Source organism: Clostridium sp. D46t1_190503_E9, from assembly GCF_015555225.1.
GTDB lineage: Bacteria > Bacillota > Clostridia > Clostridiales > Clostridiaceae > Clostridium.
In genome coordinates this window covers 159,085-174,585 of sequence record NZ_JADNKB010000010.1, presented here as the reverse complement: position 1 = coordinate 174,585, position 15,501 = coordinate 159,085, and the positions used below count along the sequence as shown (strand labels likewise).

Genomic DNA, 15,501 nt, shown 5'->3' with positions numbered 1-15,501 from the left:
ATGATTTCTTACAATAACAAAAAATATGTTTGTTTATTAGATTTTGCAATGGATTTTATACGTGGTAAATGGAAGGCTCTTTTACTATGTAATTTATATAATGCCCCTAAAAGATTTTTAGAACTTCAAAGAATGGTTGAAGGCATAAGCCAAAAGATTTTAAATCAAAATTTAAAAGAACTAGAAAGTGATGGATTAGTATATAAGGTAGTATATGCTGAAATTCCACCTAAAGTTGAGTATCATCTAACTGATAAAGGAAAAGAAATTACCAAACTCATCAAGGAATTTGAAAATTGGTCTGTTAAATATTACCCTGAGTTAGATGGTAGTTGTGAATATTCCTCTTCAAAGAATTCTGATTAAAAATAAAAAACACCTATGTAACCGAATTGTACATAGGCTTTTTTATTATATTAATTTCTTATGAGAGACAAATAAAAACATCTAAGTTATACTATTTTTCAAGAATCCAGCAAATAAGATTTAAAACTTGCTAACTAAATCATTTGAAATTGTAAGCTTAATAACTTTTGTATAACACTAAATTTCTTTATGTTATGAATTACTTATAAAAAAGTACACTCCACTTAAAGAATTTATATATTTTTATTTTGTATATCCTATAGATTTTTTAGGACATTTATTTACACACCTACCACATTGTATGCAATCATAATAAGTTATACTTTCCCCTTTATATTCATGAACATTTATTCCCATAGGACATGTTTTTGTACATAACTTACATGATACACAATCATCATTAATGCTTAATAAAAGATTTTTATTCTGCTTGTTTCTAAATTTTGATATAAATGCAGCTATACTTCCCATTGGACAAAAATTACACCAGGTTCTTTCATTGTAAAATGGAGCTAATACTAAACCTATAATAGTTGTTATTACTATAAGCCTGTATATTACAAATCCCATTCCATATAAATTTCCCCAGTTATTTATCATTCCAGTAGTAAATACAGTAAGCATTAGTGCTATAGCTAACAGTCTGAAATATAGCGATTTAATAAATTTAGGAACTTTCTTTTTATTACTAAACTTAGATACTACATTATCATAAAAATTTCCCCTAGGACATAAGTTCCCACACCAAAATCTACCTTTAAATACAGATATTATTATAGGCGCAACCATACAAATTGATGCAATCAATCCAATTCTAAAATCAAACATACCCAAAACTAAAAAAGTTATTAGAATTACATACGACCACTTTTTCCAAATTTTAAATAAACTGCTCATGCATATCCCCCTTAAATTTATTTATGACAGTTTTACTATTTAATTATACAGATTAATATATATCCTTCTGTGACTTTATTACATATCCATTTAGATACATTCATTACTTTCTACGTATCTAATGGCGAAGGGGCTTCTAGCTTACTACTAGCTATAATATATTTTTTACAATAGCACTTTTATCTTTTCCTATTAAATAAAGAATTTCTTCTATATTTTTAGCTATTATAGTGTACAGATACTTATATAGCAAATAAGCAATCCTATCAATAAATAATAAAAAGTTAGAAACTCTATTTTATATAAAGTTTCTAACTTCTTACTTCTAATTCTCCCTGTATAATTTATTCATTCTCTACATTTAACTTTCCCATCTGGCTCATTACCATTTCGAAGTAATATCCTCTTTTCTCCATTAAAGTTTTATGATCTCCACTTTCAAGTATTTTACCATCACCAATAACCATAATGTTATCAGAATCTCTAATTGTAGAAAGTCTATGAGCAATTAAGAAGCTAGTTCTATTTTTCATTAATCTAACTAAGGCATTTTGAATCTCCTTCTCTGTCTTAGTATCAACACTGCTGGTTGCCTCATCTAAAATAAGAATTGAACTATTACATAAAACTGCTCTAGCAATGGATATAAGCTGGCGCTGTCCCTGACTTAAATTATCAGTGGCTCCAGAAACCTTTGTGTTATATCCCTTTGGCAATTTACTTATAAACTCATGTGCATGTGCTATTTTAGCAGCATTAATCACCTCTTCATCAGATGCAGAACTTTGAGAATATCTTATATTATCCATGATTGTTCCTGTAAATAAACATGTATCTTGAAGAACTACGGAAAAACATTTTCTAAGGCTGTCTCTTTTTAAATTTGTTATTGGCTCATTATCTATAAGAATCTCACCACTGTCACTGTCATAAAAACGTGTAAGAAGATTAACTATTGTTGTCTTACCTGAACCAGTTTCTCCAACTAATGCCACAGTTTCTCCCGCCTTAACCTTAAAACTAATATTCTTTAAAATAGGAGTAGATTTATCATAAGAAAAGCATACATCCTTAAATTCTACATCTCCCTTTGGATCTTCAAGCTCTATTGCTCCTTCTATATCTTCTTTTTCCTCTAATGTATCTAAAACTTCAAAAACTCTTTCAGCCCCAGCAAGAGCGGATTGTATTGTATTAAACATTCCAGCTACAGAGTTTAAAGGCTGGGCAAACTGCTTTGAATAGCTTAAAAAACTAACAACAGTACCTACCGCTAAGCCGTATCCTACAGATAGTATTCCTCCAACAATGGAAACTACAGTAAATATAAAATTATTTATAACATTCATTAAAGGCATCATATAACCAGACCATATTTGAGCCTTATTACTACTTGCATAAAGATTCTCATTAATTTCTTTAAAATTCTCTAAAATATCCTTTTGCTTTCCAAAAGCCTTAACCATTTTTAATCCTAAAATATTTTCTTCAATAACTCCATTTAAAGCACCAAGACTTTTTTGCTGAGCTAGGAAATAGGATCTGCTTCTAGATGCAATTGTTTTAGTTAATAAAACTACCAAAGGAACACATAAAAGCACAACTAAAGTAAGCTGAAGATTTAAGTTTATCATTACTAAAAATGAACCAACCAAAGTTAAAATACTTGATATAAGCTGTGTAGTGGTTTGAGCTATTGTAGAGCTAATATTATCTACATCATTAGTAATTCTGCTCATTGTATCACCATGGGATCTGGTATCATAAAATTCTAAAGGCAAACGTTGCATCTTATTAAAAAACTCAGTTCTTAAAGCATGGACTAGTTTTTGAGATACTTTAAGCATAATTACTCCATTAATGCTTGAAATAATTAAATTAGATAAATGAAGAGCTGCTATAATCATTAAAAGTGTTATAAACATATTACTATCTACAGTTCTAGTGCTTATATTAAGATAGTTAAATGTCTTTCCAACAAAATAAGGAATAGAAACAGTTATTAAAGAAGCCATAGCTGTTAAAATCATGGCTAATAATATGGTTTTTCCCCACCTCATATATATTTTTACAATCCTTCTTAATGTGCCTTTAGCATTTCTCGGCTTTGCCTTAGGAGCAAACCTGCTTGGTCCCCCACCGCCTACTCTTCCCATTGAAGGCATTTGCATTTCTTGTTTCTTATATATTTGTCCCATTATTATGCCTCCTTGCTACTTTCCATTTGAGTTTTATAAATATCTTTATAAATAGGGCAACTTTTCATAAGATCGCTATGGGTTCCAAAACCAACTTTCTCCCCATTATCCATAACAAGTATCTTATCTGAGAACATAGCAGTCCCACAACGCTGTGTAATAGTAATAATAGTTCTATTATCTTCCAAGGAATTAAGATTATCTCTAACTCTAGCTTCAGTAACTGCATCTAAAGCACTAGTAGCATCATCTAAAATAATGATTTTAGATGCCTTAATAATTCCACGTGCAATAGAAATTCTTTGCTTTTGCCCTCCTGATAAGTTAACTCCTCCTCCACCTAAAAGAGTATTAAACCCATCTGACATATTCTCTATAAAAGAAGCTTCTGCTTTTTCCAATGCTAATTTGACTTCTTTATTAGAGGCATTATTATCACCCCATTTAATATTTTCAATAATTGACCCTGAGAATAACATTGGCTTTTGAGGAACAATAGAAACATTATCTCTAAGAGTATCCACTCTTATATCTTTAATATTCTTTCCATTAATTAATATACTTCCTTCGTTAACATCATAAAACCTTAATAATAGCCATGCTATTGTGGACTTTCCACTACCTGTAGGTCCTATTATCGCAAGGTTCTCTCCAGACTTTAATGAAAAAGATAAATCTTTAATAGCAGGCAAACCACTTCCATTAGGATAAGCAAAGGTAACTTTTTTAAATTCCACTGCTCCATTTAACTCTGAATCTTCTCCAATAGAAGGAAAATCCTCTTCACAATTTAAAATTTCTTCAATCCGAGCAGTAGATGCTTTTGTTCTAACAAAGGTATTAAATATATTAGTTATCATTATTAAAGATGTAAGAATTTGAGCCATATAAATTGTAAATGCTGTTATGTCTCCAGGATTCACAAGGTTTAATGAAAAAAGCCCACTTCCAACAAATAGTATAAGTACGGTTCCAATACCAACAATAAATGTCATTAGAGGTGCTGTTAAGGTTATAATCATTTGAGAAGAAATACCCTTCTCCATTAAATTGTCGTTAGTTTCCCCAAACTTCTCCTGTTCCTTATCATAAGTACCAAATGCCTTAACTAATCTAACACCAATAAGATACTCCTGAACAACTGAGTTTACCTTATCCATAGCCTTTTGCAGTTTATAAAAACGTGAATAACTAAGTTTCATGCTAATAACTATAAGAATACCAACTATGGCTACAACCCCATAAATAACTAAAGAAAGCCTAAAATTAAGAATACTTGCAAGGATAATACTTCCTATACAGGTTATTGGAGCCTTTAGGAAAATACGCATAATTCCATTTATAAATTGAACAACCTGAGAAGTATCATTAGTCATACGAGTAATAAGGGAACCACTTTCAATTTTATCAGCTCCATTTTCCGAAAAGTGTAATATCTTTTCAAATAAATCATATCTTAAATCTGCACCAACTCTTTGAGAAACCTTAGATGCAAGAATGTTTCTGGTTATAGCAAAGCAAGCCCCAAGAACTGTAACCATAAGCATTAAAGTCCCCCAGTAATAAACACTTGAAAGACTTCCTCCATCTATTCCTGAATTAATTATATTAGACATAAGGGTTGGTCCCAGCAAATCACATATAGACTCCAAGGTTACACAAATAACAGCAGTTAAAAAAGGAATTTTATATTTTTTGATATATTTATTATATAAATTCACTACTTCATCTCCTTCTTTATTTAATACTTTATATTTTATTTTATATTATACTCCTTAATTTATTCGTATTGCTAAAAATCCAAGAAAAAATACCCATAACATATTCATATAATTCCATATTGCTCGCCGCCTTGTATTATAGTTGTGGTCGGCAAACATACTATAACTTAGTAAAATCTATACAATTTTTATTTGATATCTTCTCTTGAATAATATACATATTTAAATTAATCCAACTAATACAATTATCAAGAATTATTGCATCACTAGATACTACATTTTCCTTTGATTTTAAAACACTATCTACATTATCAATATTCCATACTTCAATTTGAAGTTCTAAACCTTCAAGTACCTCAAGAATTTTCATTTTTAATCTACCTGAATTAGAAACTGGCTTATCTAAATAAAATATAGCTTTTTCAATTTTATGTTTTAATAAAAATTCACCTATCAGCTTAATTGCAACTTCAGTTTTATCTATAACTGAATAAGTACCCCTAAGTCCCGCTAAATCTCTTATGGTTTCATCCATAGACTTAATAATTAAAGAATTACATAAAGCAACCTCTAAAGTTATTATTGTATTAACCCCATCTATATGTACTTCTTCAATGTTTGAAAGATTAGTAATTTCCTTTTAAAAAATAATAAGCTAGTAGCACTCTTCAAAGCGCTACTAGCTTTAATTTTCTTTATATCTTAAAATAACTTTATCTTTACTTTCCTCTAAAAATATATTTAAATAAGCCAGCTTTTTAAAGCAAAATTCCTCTATTAACTTCTCACTTTCTTCTCTTAAATAATAATCATGCGTATATCTATTTCTTAATTTAACAGCCATCACAAGATAACTCTTGAGCTTTTCATCAAAAAATCCCATATCATATGATTTTTCTATTAGTTGAATAGATGATGTTGTACTTTTTAATTTTCCATCATTTATTATTATATAACTTTCACACATATCTACTATATACTCAGAGAAATCTTGAAAAAATGCAAACATTGCTCTTTTTATAATTCTATTATTACTTTTCTTATACTCATTGATAGCTTCCTTAAGATCTTCTAAGTTATCATATGCACTTTGATATTTTTCTAAAAACTTTTCTTTCTTATATCTATAGTAAGGACTCATCAATAATACCTCCAAAATAACTATATTGTTCGTCTATTCTTAACGTTCTCTCTAACTTTTCGTTATTTCTTACAGATTTTAAGACATAATGATTAAAGTCATACCATCTTTCTTCATCTAAAATATATATATTATCACTGTCTACTGCAATACGTGCATATTTATTTGAAAAGTCATTAAACAATAAGAAAGTTAAATGTATTTTATTATATTTATAAAAATCAGTAGCTATTTCTTTTATTCCATCTTCTATATTAAAGGTATCTAAAAAAGTAACATTAGGCTTAGTAACAGCAATTAAATCAATATCACTTCTATCCTTAATCCAATCCTTAGTACCATAACTTCCAAATTCACATAAGGCTACAATTTCTCTATACTTATTTAATTTTTTTATAAATTCTACTTTATCCATATAGAAACTCCTTATATTTATAATTTTAGTTATATTATATACTAAACAGTTATGTTATTAAACATAAAACTCTATAGAAATCTTAAGTTTAAAGCAATAGCACTTTCTATAAATAATTAAATATATATTAGATACTTATTTTAAAATACTTCTTTATCTTATATATATATTATCAATAAGTTTTAATTCATCATCAACCATTTATGCCCCCTTCCTATTAATACCCGTACATAATCTTATACGTAAAAAGTTTGAAAATAGTTTTAAATACTTATATATTAATTATAGATTACTTTTTCACTAGCTTTATATATTAAGTAAAATAAGACCTATAAGTTAAGAAATCTCTTAACTTATAGGTCTTAAACTTTAATTGTTAAAATCTAACCTTAGTATTTTAATTTAATAAACTTCAATTCTCCTCTTATTTACTTCAATATCTACTAGAACATAAATTTGCTATGATACTTCAACTAAATATTCAATATGTACATTTCATATTTCATTTTGTAAATGATTTTGTAGTTACCATATTTTTAGGTGAAGTAACTACATTTATGTATTAGCCTTATATTTGAACTTATGATTCAACTATTTTAGCACTCTATTTTCAAATTTTCATATTCTAAGAATTACTTATAATGTAACCTTATTTTTCTACTTGCAAATCTCTTACGTTATCCCCATGTAACATTCACTGAAATTAATTTATGTTCTTATCAAACTAAATTAGACATCATTGTAATGAATAACTCTTTCTTATCATCTAATACTTAAATATTTTCCTTTTTTAAAATACACTTCTATAAATTTCACTTACCTATATATCTCTCGTAATAAAATAAGATAATTATAATTGTTATTAGCTTATTTCTATTATATTTTTTAATAAATATAGAATACTACTATTAGGAGGTGTGATTTTTGAGAACTGTAAAGATTAGAATAAAAGATAAACATATAATTAACTATCTAAAACATAAAATTTTTCTTACTCAACATTTTGAAAATATGCTAATAATTTTAATCAATCAAGATTTAAATCAGAATAATGGTAAAAACTTCGGATTATTAACTAATGGAAGAGTAATGAGAGCGGTCTTTACAAATAATACAGGTGGTAAATTAAAAGACTATGTTGACTACATTAAGAATTATTATAAAAATAATTCACTTATGAATGATATAATTAATGTTACAAGAGAACTAAAAATACATAACATTGTAGAGCAAATTAAAAATGTTAAAAAAAATTATAAATCTACATATACAAAATCACAGATTGGTGATTTTAAAGCTAATAAACCGTCTACAAAATCATTAGCTTATGCAAATCATATAACATTGTATATGGATGGATATAAATCTATTACATTTAAAAAGAAAAATACTATTGGTATAAATTTAAACGATAAAATGATTTATACACATGTAAAGCATGAACCATTATTAAAAATAGTTAAAAGCTTTGATAATATAAAGAACATTAATTTAAACTATTCAAATGGTTATATCTACATGCTAATAAATTATATTGAACCTAAAACTAATATTAATCCTGTAGAAAAAGTAAAATATGCTGGATTAGACATTGGAATTAAAAATATAGCTTCAATATATATTCACGATACTACAACTAAATCTTTAATAATTAGTGGAAAAAATTTCATTAATTATAATGCCAAATTCAATAGATTTCTTTCCAAATTGGATAACACCATTAACAATCTTGATAATCTTAATAGACTTGGAGATATTAAATATTTAACTGATTATAAAAAATTTCTTCATGAAAAGAAATATAATCACTTTTTTTCAGAATTTCATAAACTATCTAAATATATATTATTATATTTAAAAAGTAACAATGTAACACATTTAGTATTATCAAAGACTATTAATGAATTAAAAAATAATGGTAAGTGTAGAATATCACAAAAAATCAAAAATCATTTTCTCCAAATTCCAATAATAAAATTAATAAATTATCTATGCATAAAAGCCCCAGAATATAATATAAAAATAATTGAAATCGATGAATCATATACTTCAAAAACTTCTTGTTTAAGCGGAAAGATTTTTGAAGTAAAATCACTAGCTTCAAATAATTCAATTTCAATTGATGTTTTCGGAGGAAGACGAGTTAAAAGAGGATTATTTAAAGATTATAGTTTTAATAAAATAATAAATGCCGACTTAAATGCAGCTTGTAATATTTGTAGGTATGGTAGCTTTGAATTAGAAATATTTGAAAAAATTAAAATTCCATACTATAAATTATGTAACCCCATAAAGATATATACGATAGCAATCTAATTTTAGTAGCTTAATCGAATAAGAGGATTTTTCCTAACGTAAATATTTACGGCGAGGGGTCAAAGCAACTATTTATTATTTAAACATAAACATATGTATAATATATATTTTAAAAGTTATACCATTAGTATACAATTAAATATGTAAAAAAGCCGTGAATTTCTTCACGGCTTATTATGGTGGAGGTGATACATTACCTTTAAAACCCACCAATATAATACTTATTTATCTTATCTCTACATCAGAAACTCTTATTAACTTATTATCACCATAAAATTCATCTACTAGATATATATTATTAAACTCTTCTTTATTCCATATTTCTTTTGGGATATGTTCTACTATTATAATTTGAAACTCCTTCGAGTATTCTTCATTCATACGTGTTACAAAATCATTTAATAGTTTTAATGCTTGAGTTATCTTTTCTCTATCTTTCATTTTACTAGTTGCATTATCATAATAAGGTCTACTTGGTTGGTCTAACACTATATAAGGCATAATATACGGTATGTCTTTCAAAATAAATAATTCATGCAACCCTAAAAACATGCATAAATGAAGAAATAATATATTTGAACTACTTCCAACATAATGAGCTACCTTTGTTGTTCTTGGTTCTTGCAATTCTAACCTTTTATTTTTATAATTAACTACAGCTTCATATCCACCATAAGAATCTAAAGAATCCGTTACCTCATCCAAATATATTTGAATTATTTTTTCCAAAAGTCTAATCGTTGCTATTTTCAAATCATCTCTATTAGACAATTTTCCTTCTAATATTTCAATTTCTTCATTTTTTCTTTCTATATCTTTTAAATAATCCTTATTTTCAATTTTTTTATTATTTAAGTATAAGTCAATTTTAGTATTTAATTCCCCCATGACCATAAATAATTCTTTCAATTCTATACTCTTATAGTCTTCAACCGAAATTATATTAATTTTATCATTTAATTCTTGTAGCTTTAATTCCAAAGATTTTATCTCTTTTAAATAATCAAAATCCATTGGTTTTTTTTCTTTTAATTTTCTAGACATAATTGTTAATTGCTCTTCTAGCAATTCAATAAAATCTTTTACTATTGGACTTTCTATAATTTCATTATAATTATCTTTTAAATATTTTATAGGTAAAAGACTATCCTTATTTTTCTCTATTATTTTTTTTGCATATTCATATTCATACTTAAATTCTTTAAGGTTTTTTATTTGTTTTTTTATCTTTATTTTTTCCATTTGCAATTGTTTTAATTTATTATTTTCTTCCTCGAATATCTCATTAATATACTTGGTAGAATTTATATTTTGTTTTATTTTTATTAAACTTTCTCTTGAAATAGGCTCCTTTTTTTCTAATAGATTATACTTCTTAGCTAGTTTCACCAATTCTTCAATTTCACTTTTAAATATCAGTTCTCTATTTTCATTAACTAATTGTTTTTTTTCTAACACTCTAAGTTCATTATTTAATTTTTGAAGCTTTGCTTTTATAGTAACATCTTCTGGTATAGAAATACCTAATGCTAAATCAAATATTCTATCTAATGCTTCTCTATATTTTTCATCAGTTTGTCTATTAAAAAATGTTTCAGTATTTATTATCGTATTCTCATCTTGACTATTAAATAACATAAAATATCTTGCTGATACTTTACTTCCTGCTCTTATTTTTTTCCCACCATAAGGAATAACTACATTTTCATCTATAGATAATTCATAATTTATTAATCCCTTAATTTCTTTTTCATTACTATTAGTAATAGGTCTTATAGGTATATCTCCACTCCCTGAAAAATAATACTCAGCTGAAGGATTTCCATTTGAGTCTAATGCTGCTCTACATATTGTATATAACTTTCCGTTAATATAAAATCTAATTCCATACCAAACTGTATTCTCATTAATTATTCTTTCGGGAATTCTTATATTTTCACTAGAAAAAAAACAATATTCAATTATATTTAAAATTGTTGTTTTTCCAGTGTTACTATCACCTGTAATAATATTGACCTTATTTGCCTTCAAATTCAGCTCTCTTATATTACCATTTTTTGTCCATAATATTATTTTATCAAAATAGAACTTCATAAAATCACCCTCAATTGTAAATATAAACTTTCACTCTGTATCTTCAATATTTCACAAATTCCTTTAACAGACTTTAACATACTATTAGTTCTTTTACTAACATCTAAATCAAATTTTATTTCTTTTTTTATAATTCTAATAATTCCATTTTCTATCTCTATTACTTGCATTTCATTTAGTATTATTAAAGAATTAATACTAATAGGGAGCATTTCCAAATAAAATTCATTAAAATTTGTTAGAACTTGTCCTTTTTTTATTATTAGCTCCTCTATTCCTCTTACTTTTGTATTTGCTCTCCCAAGAAATTTAATCAATTTATCATTTAACATAAGCGGAAGTATCAACATCGCCTTTGAATACTCAATTTCTTCCAACTCTTTTATAACTGAATATATTGCCACTACTCCTATCGCTTCATTATTATAGATATAATTTATCATTACTTGTATTTAACCTCCCAATTTAATTTCCATCCAACCTTTTCCTCATTAGCTAAGGAATAATACTCACCATTACATAATTGTATATCTAATTCCTCTTTATTAACTTTCAATCTCTGTTTTCTAATTTCTGCAATACAAGCACACGCTTTATCATATAGCATATCTATTCTTTCATCTTCATTTAAGGTATTATTTTTTATCTTTCTTTTTATCTTTCTATATGATTCCCTATGTATATTTTCCCATAAACTTATCGCTTCTCTCTCCAAATGTTTGATTTCAGATTTAGTTGTTAGCCCTTCTTGATACATTACTTCTAAAAGCCCGTTAATATTTAACATATTTCTTGTAAACTTTATTGCTTCATTAATGTCATCTTCCTCTATATCTCCTATTTCTATCAATTCCTCTATAAATTTTTGGTTCATTATTCTATCTGGCAAATTTATATGTATTTTTCTGTCTGGAATTCCTTGTGTTTTTATCTTTTCATAACAAGGCCTTATTCTTTTATAAGATTCTTCATAATCTATTATTATTAATCCATTTCCTTTAACCGTCTCAAATTTCCATACCGCAAAATTACCAATTAACTCATTTAAAACATCATCAATTCTTTTTTTATCTATATATGCTTCACTCTCAATTTTGTCTTTAATTTTTTCAATAATATCATCAAATTCTAAATCAAACTTTATTCTTTTTAAAAACACTTCCAAAATATCATTACTTAAATCATAAAATGTTTTCATATACTTAAATAACTTCTCTTTATTATTAGTATTATCCATTAATTCCTTAACATTTTTTTTAATTTCTTCTATTGATATTTTATCTTTCCTAAAATCTTCAATATTAGATACTACTATATTTTCTCCACTTCTCCCTTTATTAGTTACTAATATAAAAGTATATTTCATTAATTTTTCTTTATTATATTTACCTTCGTCAATCTCATTTATCATATTAATCCAATTATACATTGTCTTCCACAAATCTATATCTTTAGTAGTTAAATTAGAAATACTACCATTACTTTTTTGTTTCATGCTATGTTTTAATTGCATTAGTATATATTCACCATTAGATAATTCTAAATGGACATCATCTTTTACTTCATATCCTAATTTATCACCTTTTTTTAAACCAAGTATTTTATATATAAAATAGTAAAACTGGTATTCAAATCCTATAGATGTTTTGTCAGCAGATACATTCTCTTGAAAAGAACTCATTTCTCTCATAATATCTCTCCCTCATATAACCTTATACTTTCTAATTTTACAATATTATCTATAATAAATCCATAAATAACTTAATAATAGAAAAAATCCACGACATTTCTGTCGTGGATTTGTTGGTGGAGGCGACGGGTGTCGAACCCGTGTCCGAAAGCAGACCAGCCTGACTTTCTACGAGCGTAGTTTGTGACTAAAATTTCGGTCCTTAGTTCGCTCACAAACAAACTCCTAATTCCCTAGCTTCATGAATACCCCTTTAGCTCAAAGCTTTGCTAAACTTCGTTTCCCACTTCAATGACACCAGTGATCCAGAGCGTGGGCACCCTGGGCTGATGAGCGGCTATATTAAGCTGCTAATGCAAAATTGTCTTCTGCGTTTATCTTTAATGCATACTTTATTATCGAGGTGACATGCTTGCCTCGGCTCGCTTATCAAACCCATCTTACCCCCGTCGAAGCCAAAACGCCCCCAGGTTAAGAATTAGTTTAACGCGAAATATTCAATTTTGACTACGTGTAAATTATATATTATATAGATTTCTATGTCAACTTAGATTTAATCCTTACTTTCCACAATTTTCTTTTAAAAATTTTAAAATTATAACTATCTTATTAATTTTTCTTCATTAACAAGACTAGCTAACATTTAATGAAAATTAAAGTTTATTACTAATCTAAATTTGACTTTATATAACACACAATTTCTACATACTTATATTATAACAAATTCGACTTAATTTAAACCTAATCTTATTAGCATTAAGGGAAAAAGCTTCTTATATTACTATTTTTATAATTAATTTCTTAATAAAAAGTAGTTACATATAAGTTTGCTTGTTTTGTAACTAGTTTCTAAAGAATATGCTTCACTGTAATAGCAAACCTATATAAATACTATTCCCATTGTCCTGGTAATTTCAATTTTTGCATATGAGGAAATTGCTTATCAAATTCTTCTACCTTTTCTTGATCTAGATTTTCAAATACTTTTGATTCAAAAAATTTTCCATGTACATCTTTAAGTCCATCTTTTATTAATTCTATTCCAATAAATGCAGAAAAGTTTTTAGAATCCTTAGTTGTAATTCCAAAGTTATCACAAGTTTTAAATCCAAACTTCGGATAATATTCAGGTTCCCCGTATATTATAATTGCTTTATGTCATGCTTTTCTTGCTAAATCCATAGTTGTTTCAAGTAAAGCCTTACCTATTCCCTTATTTTGATAACTTGACTCTACACATAATGGTCCAAAAGTCAGCACCTCTGTCTTATTTATCCCATCAGTTACATAAGATTTTGAATACATTATTAATCCAACAATTTCTCCATTAATCTCTGCAACCCTACTTAGCTCCTCGACATAATCATCACTTTTTCTAAGCATATGAACTAAATAATGTTCATCACATCCAGGTATATGCAAATTCCAAAATGCCTTTTTAGTCATATACTCAACATTAAAATAATCATCTTCCCTTTCTTTTCTAATTATTAAATTATCCAAATTATAACCCCAATCTTTTTCACTCTTACTTTCATAATTCAGCTTGTCTGAATTATTTTTTCAACTTTTTCACTCTTTCCCTTTTCACTCTTCACTTTCCATAATTCAGCTCGCCTGAATTATTTCATTAATTATCAATTGTCCATTATCAATTATCCATTGTTCTAGTCCGCAGGATAAACCACTCCAATTTGCTTTCTAGCTTCTTCAATAACCTCAATCACATTCCTAGAAACTTCTAATGAATTAATCTTAGATTCTCTTTCTCCACTTCTAATTAAGTTGGCAAATTCTTCTACTTCATAACACATATTTGCTTCTTTATGTTCTAATGTTAAATCTTCTTCTCTACCATCTCTATATATTATTTTTACATTATTAAATGTATTAATTCTATCTATTATAATGCTCCCCTCTTCCCCTTGAATTTCTGACGAAAGATATGAATTGCTTATTTTTGAGTATATTACAGCTCCCTCCATATCATCATAGCCAAAGACTACGCTACCTTCTCCATCAACTCCAGTTTCTAGCATTATTCCATTTGCTTTTACTGTATTTGGCTTTCCGAAAAGATTTACCATTGGTGCTATACAATAAACTCCTATATCCATAATAGCTCCATTTGAAAGTTCCTTCTTGAATGCATTTAACACTTCTCCAGCCTTATATTTATCATATCTTGAAGAGTATTGACAGTAGCTTGCAAAATACTTTCTAACCTTACCAATCTTATGAAGATTATCTTTAATAACTCTAAAGTTTGGAAGTAATGTAGTTTTCATTGCTTCCATTAAGACAACATCATTTTCCTTTGCTGCTTTTATCATTGCATCAGCTTCCTTTGTATTTGAAGCAAAAGCCTTTTCTCCAAGCACATGCTTTTTATGATTTAAAAATAATATAGCTTGTTCAGCATGCAAAGCATTAGGTGAAGCTATATAAACAGCATCTATTAAATGACTATTAGCCATTTCCTCTAAATCTGTAAATATATTTTCTATATTAAACTTATTGGCAAACTCCCTTGCCCTTTCCTCAGTCCTTGAATAAACTGCAGATATATTTACACCTTCAACTTCCCTTGCTCCAGCTATTAACCATTCAGTTATAAAATTAGTTCCTATAACACCAATATTAATCATTAATCATCCCTCCAA

Annotated in this window: 13 protein-coding genes and 1 other RNA gene; 2 read left to right on the top strand and 12 right to left on the bottom strand. The window is 27.2% G+C overall.

Features of this window, described 5'->3' with window-relative positions:
* A partial coding sequence (locus I2E83_RS12970) for a helix-turn-helix domain-containing protein (RefSeq protein WP_195430195.1) occupies positions 1-366 on the top strand: 366 nt, incomplete at its 5' end.
* A gap of 243 nt (positions 367-609) precedes the next feature.
* On the opposite strand, the gene I2E83_RS12965 is transcribed toward I2E83_RS12970, so the two are convergent.
* The 6 genes from I2E83_RS12965 to I2E83_RS12940 all read right to left on the bottom strand — a co-directional run bounded on the left by I2E83_RS12965 (position 610) and on the right by I2E83_RS12940 (position 6,738).
* On the bottom strand, positions 610-1,263 hold the full coding sequence (locus I2E83_RS12965; RefSeq protein WP_195430193.1) for a 4Fe-4S binding protein: 654 nt from the start codon (positions 1,261-1,263) through the stop codon (positions 610-612).
* A gap of 344 nt (positions 1,264-1,607) precedes the next feature.
* On the bottom strand, positions 1,608-3,461 hold the full coding sequence (locus I2E83_RS12960; RefSeq protein WP_195430190.1) for an ABC transporter ATP-binding protein: 1,854 nt from the start codon (positions 3,459-3,461) through the stop codon (positions 1,608-1,610).
* 2 nt (positions 3,462-3,463) lie between these two features.
* A complete protein-coding gene (locus tag I2E83_RS12955; RefSeq protein ID WP_195430188.1) occupies positions 3,464-5,182 on the bottom strand; it encodes an ABC transporter ATP-binding protein in 1,719 nt (572 codons plus the stop codon).
* Positions 5,183-5,342: 160 nt separating this feature from the next.
* Positions 5,343-5,783 carry a DUF5616 domain-containing protein gene (locus I2E83_RS12950; protein WP_347708065.1) on the bottom strand — a complete coding sequence of 147 codons (441 nt, stop codon included), beginning with the start codon at positions 5,781-5,783 and terminating at the stop codon, positions 5,343-5,345.
* Between the two features lie 84 nt (positions 5,784-5,867).
* Positions 5,868-6,323, bottom strand: coding sequence for a HepT-like ribonuclease domain-containing protein (locus I2E83_RS12945; protein ID WP_195430186.1), 456 nt, complete (start codon positions 6,321-6,323; stop codon positions 5,868-5,870).
* Positions 6,307-6,738 (bottom strand): nucleotidyltransferase domain-containing protein, encoded by a 432-nt coding sequence (locus I2E83_RS12940; protein WP_195430184.1) that lies wholly within the window; start codon positions 6,736-6,738, stop codon positions 6,307-6,309. Before I2E83_RS12940 ends, I2E83_RS12945 begins: the two co-directional genes overlap by 17 nt.
* Before the next feature lie 924 nt (positions 6,739-7,662).
* Between I2E83_RS12940 and I2E83_RS12935 the strand changes: the two genes are divergently transcribed.
* Complete coding sequence (locus tag I2E83_RS12935) at positions 7,663-9,054, top strand: hypothetical protein (RefSeq protein WP_195430183.1); 1,392 nt, start codon at positions 7,663-7,665, stop codon at positions 9,052-9,054.
* Between the two features lie 225 nt (positions 9,055-9,279).
* Here the strand turns inward: I2E83_RS12935 and I2E83_RS12930 are convergent, their stop codons facing one another.
* From I2E83_RS12930 to I2E83_RS12905, 6 genes are all read right to left on the bottom strand, one after another.
* Positions 9,280-11,148, bottom strand: a complete 1,869-nt coding sequence (locus tag I2E83_RS12930; RefSeq protein WP_195430181.1) for a DUF3732 domain-containing protein — start codon at positions 11,146-11,148, stop codon at positions 9,280-9,282.
* Positions 11,145-11,591 carry a three component ABC system middle component gene (locus tag I2E83_RS12925; RefSeq protein ID WP_195430179.1) on the bottom strand — a complete coding sequence of 149 codons (447 nt, stop codon included), beginning with the start codon at positions 11,589-11,591 and terminating at the stop codon, positions 11,145-11,147. The genes I2E83_RS12930 and I2E83_RS12925 overlap by 4 nt, the downstream gene beginning before the upstream one ends.
* Positions 11,591-12,838 (bottom strand): hypothetical protein, encoded by a 1,248-nt coding sequence (locus I2E83_RS12920; protein ID WP_195430177.1) that lies wholly within the window; start codon positions 12,836-12,838, stop codon positions 11,591-11,593. The genes I2E83_RS12925 and I2E83_RS12920 overlap by 1 nt, the downstream gene beginning before the upstream one ends.
* A 114-nt stretch (positions 12,839-12,952) precedes the next feature.
* Positions 12,953-13,306, bottom strand: a transfer-messenger RNA (tmRNA) gene (gene ssrA, locus I2E83_RS12915).
* A gap of 690 nt (positions 13,307-13,996) precedes the next feature.
* Complete coding sequence (locus I2E83_RS18075; protein ID WP_243249641.1) at positions 13,997-14,341, bottom strand: N-acetyltransferase; 345 nt, start codon at positions 14,339-14,341, stop codon at positions 13,997-13,999.
* Between the two features lie 164 nt (positions 14,342-14,505).
* A complete protein-coding gene (locus tag I2E83_RS12905) occupies positions 14,506-15,486 on the bottom strand; it encodes a Gfo/Idh/MocA family oxidoreductase (protein WP_195430175.1) in 981 nt (326 codons plus the stop codon).
* Positions 15,487-15,501: the final 15 nt, after the last annotated feature.

Coding starts and splice junctions, on each gene's coding strand:
- I2E83_RS12945 (WP_195430186.1), bottom strand. CDS start 6,323: ATGAGTCCTTACTATAGATATAAGAAAGAAAAGTTTTTAGAAAAATAT.
- I2E83_RS12965 (WP_195430193.1), bottom strand. CDS start 1,263: ATGAGCAGTTTATTTAAAATTTGGAAAAAGTGGTCGTATGTAATTCTA.
- I2E83_RS12960 (WP_195430190.1), bottom strand. CDS start 3,461: ATGGGACAAATATATAAGAAACAAGAAATGCAAATGCCTTCAATGGGA.
- I2E83_RS12930 (WP_195430181.1), bottom strand. CDS start 11,148: ATGAAGTTCTATTTTGATAAAATAATATTATGGACAAAAAATGGTAAT.
- I2E83_RS12940 (WP_195430184.1), bottom strand. CDS start 6,738: ATGGATAAAGTAGAATTTATAAAAAAATTAAATAAGTATAGAGAAATT.
- I2E83_RS12905 (WP_195430175.1), bottom strand. CDS start 15,486: ATGATTAATATTGGTGTTATAGGAACTAATTTTATAACTGAATGGTTA.
- I2E83_RS12925 (WP_195430179.1), bottom strand. CDS start 11,591: ATGATAAATTATATCTATAATAATGAAGCGATAGGAGTAGTGGCAATA.
- I2E83_RS12920 (WP_195430177.1), bottom strand. CDS start 12,838: ATGAGAGAAATGAGTTCTTTTCAAGAGAATGTATCTGCTGACAAAACA.